4 protein-coding genes and 1 pseudogene are annotated in these 2,382 nt (G+C 36.8%); 3 read left to right on the plus strand and 2 right to left on the minus strand.

From position 1 onward, the window contains the following. Both ACKI5B_RS05550 and ACKI5B_RS05555 read right to left on the minus strand, forming a co-directional pair. The coding region (locus ACKI5B_RS05550; RefSeq protein WP_407426648.1) for a radical SAM protein at positions 1 to 356 on the minus strand (356 nt) is incomplete at its 3' end. Between the two features lie 33 nt (positions 357 to 389). Beyond that, entirely contained in the window at positions 390 to 800 is a 411-nt protein-coding gene (locus ACKI5B_RS05555) for a hypothetical protein (RefSeq protein WP_407426650.1), read from the minus strand. A 90-nt stretch (positions 801 to 890) separates the two neighbouring features. Between ACKI5B_RS05555 and ACKI5B_RS05560 the strand changes: the two genes are divergently transcribed. From ACKI5B_RS05560 to ACKI5B_RS05570, 3 genes and pseudogenes are all read left to right on the plus strand, one after another. After that, the gene (locus ACKI5B_RS05560; RefSeq protein ID WP_296328707.1) at positions 891 to 1,337 is read left to right on the plus strand and encodes a PTS sugar transporter subunit IIA; all 447 of its coding nucleotides are present in this window, start codon (positions 891 to 893) and stop codon (positions 1,335 to 1,337) included. Positions 1,338 to 1,414: 77 nt separating this feature from the next. Then, on the plus strand, positions 1,415 to 1,834 hold the full coding sequence (locus ACKI5B_RS05565; RefSeq protein ID WP_407426652.1) for a hypothetical protein: 420 nt from the start codon (positions 1,415 to 1,417) through the stop codon (positions 1,832 to 1,834). Between the two features lie 129 nt (positions 1,835 to 1,963). Then, positions 1,964 to 2,382, plus strand: a pseudogene (locus ACKI5B_RS05570) (lytic transglycosylase); the annotation flags it as partial.

Genomic DNA, 2,382 nt, shown 5'->3' on the forward strand with positions numbered 1-2,382 from the left:
GTAAGTCCTTCTGCAAGAGCCGGAATATGGTGACTTCCAGTAACGAGATTGATGTTTTCGGCCCCTGCTTCCTGTAAACGCAGACAGATTTCGGCGAATTCTTCTTTTGTTACGGATTTTCCCATTCCCTGCTGGCTTATCTGGTAATTCTGGCAGAAAGCACATCGTAAATTGCAGCCGGTTAAAAAAATTGTTCCGCTTCCGCCGTGAACTGTGATTAAAGGTTCTTCTCCAAAATGAAGACATGCAACAGCAATTCGTATTTCAGAGATTTCTTTGCAAAATCCTAGAGAAATATTTCTGTTTACGCCGCAGTTACGCGGGCATTGGCGGCAATTTGTATAAAAATTTTTCATCGCGTGTATCTGTGTCCATCTGTGTTAAAAAAATCAGGAGAGTGCTCCGTTCTGGAGAATAAGATTCATCATGCTTTGAAGTGAGTCCAGATCAAGGTTTTCTGCTTCGTCATCAGCAAAATCGCGCAGTGTTTCCCAGTCATCTTGTGATAATGCAGAATAGTCTTCATCTTCAGCATTGTCACAGAAATTCTGAAAAGCTTTGATCTTTTCGATATTCTGTTCACTTGGTTCATATTCTAAATTATCAGACCCCAGGATATAAGTATTAAGCCAGTAATCACTGATTGAAACAGCAAGTGAGCCTAAATTACGGTTGTTATTTGAAAAAAGTTTTGCAATCTGAGTACATGCCCGTTTTGCATCGTAATGCCCGCCGTTATTAGCACGGTCGTATTTAAGTGTTTTTTGAATATCAGAAAGAAATTTGTCGATTGTGTTCATATAATCATTATATTAAAAAGTTTAATAAATGTCATTTTTTTGAATCATTTTTCTCTTGACTTTTGCCTTAATGAAATTTACACTAATTATATGGACTTAAAAACAGTATTAACACCTGACACAGTAGAACTGCATCTTAAAGGTAAATCAAAAGAAGAAATTATCGACGAGATGCTCGACATTCTTATCAAGGCTGGAAAAGTAGCAGATAAAGCTACTGCTCGCGAATGTGTGCTTGACCGTGAGCGCAAAATGTCTACAGGCATGAAGCACGGAATTGCTATTCCACACGGCAAAACTGACACAGTCGCTGATTTGGTTGCATGTATTGGTATTTCTGATAATCCTGTCGATTTCGATTCTTTGGATCAGGAGCCATGCCGCATTTTCATCATGACCCTTTCACCGATTAACAAGACTGGTCCGCACCTTCAGTTTTTGGCAGAAGTAAGTCTTCTCTTCAAGAGTGCAGAAAAACGTGCACAAATCTTGAATACTCAGGACAAAGCTGAAGTTATCAAGATTTTGACAGAATAGAATCGGAAAACGTTTTGAATTAAGTCCTCGCGGCAGCGGGGATTTTTTATTTTTAAACAAAATGTTAGAATAGGCATATGAAGTTAGAACGTTTATTTGAAGTAAAAGAACAGAAATTATATACAATGACAGGAAAAATCGTTTCACTTGAAGGAAAGGCTTTTCCAGTTAAATGGAGTGATGTCGAATCTGGAACCGAAGAATATAATGAAGATTTTCTTGCAAAGCTTCGTGAACAGTTAAAAGCACTGGAAGAGAAAAACAGCTTCGTGTTTATTGAACCTGTTTTTGATAAAGATGCCGGTTTTGAACAGTTTACGGCCAGTATGAAACACTGTGCAAGAAGAATTAAAGACTGTGTAAGTGTAATTGGATTTGCAATTCCAGATGAGATTTATGATGAGCGTTCCTTCTATATGGAAGAGCTGTCAGCAAAGCATCAGCAGTATTGTTTTTTCTGTAAAAAAAATGCTGAAATGAATGTTGTTTGTTACTAATTGTAATATTTTGTTATAAAAGAGAAAATGGTGCAAAAAACCGTAATAAATGCGAAAAAATCATTAAAAACTCTAAAAATCTCCAAAAACTCCATTGACTGAAAATGTTTTTTTTGTAATGATTATATCATGAACTCTTTTAATTCAAAGATTTTAGGCGGAACATTTGCAGTTAGTTCTCTTTTGCTTTTGCTTTGTATGCTGGTTCTTAAATTTATTCCGTCTTCTAATGAAAAAAATAATTCTGTCAAAGAAATACCTGATTTTGCTCTCTTAAACAGCATGGATTTTACAGAAGAGTATTTTGCTGAAGCCGGGTTTAAGACAGAATATTCTGATGATTATTCACCGGAAGATGATCAGGGGCTGGCTCTTTACCGTCAGCCGCAGTCTCGCCCTGCTGTAGAATGGTTTTATACACATGTTACAAGCAGTCGTGAAGTTGCACTTGCAATTCTTGAAAATGCAGATAAAAACGATATTCCTCTTTCTCTTGCATTTTCTCTTGCTTATGTAGAAAGCCGGTTTAAAGCAACAGCTGTTAATTC

Source organism: Treponema sp. (genome assembly GCF_045657965.1).
Taxonomy (GTDB): domain Bacteria; phylum Spirochaetota; class Spirochaetia; order Treponematales; family Treponemataceae; genus Treponema_D.

What these genes read in the sequence shown, in the direction of transcription:
- ACKI5B_RS05565 (WP_407426652.1), top strand. Translation starts at nt 1,415, where the DNA reads ATGAAGTTAGAACGTTTATTTGAAGTAAAAGAACAGAAATTATATACA.
- ACKI5B_RS05560 (WP_296328707.1), top strand. Translation starts at nt 891, where the DNA reads ATGGACTTAAAAACAGTATTAACACCTGACACAGTAGAACTGCATCTT.
- ACKI5B_RS05555 (WP_407426650.1), bottom strand. Translation starts at nt 800, where the DNA reads ATGAACACAATCGACAAATTTCTTTCTGATATTCAAAAAACACTTAAA.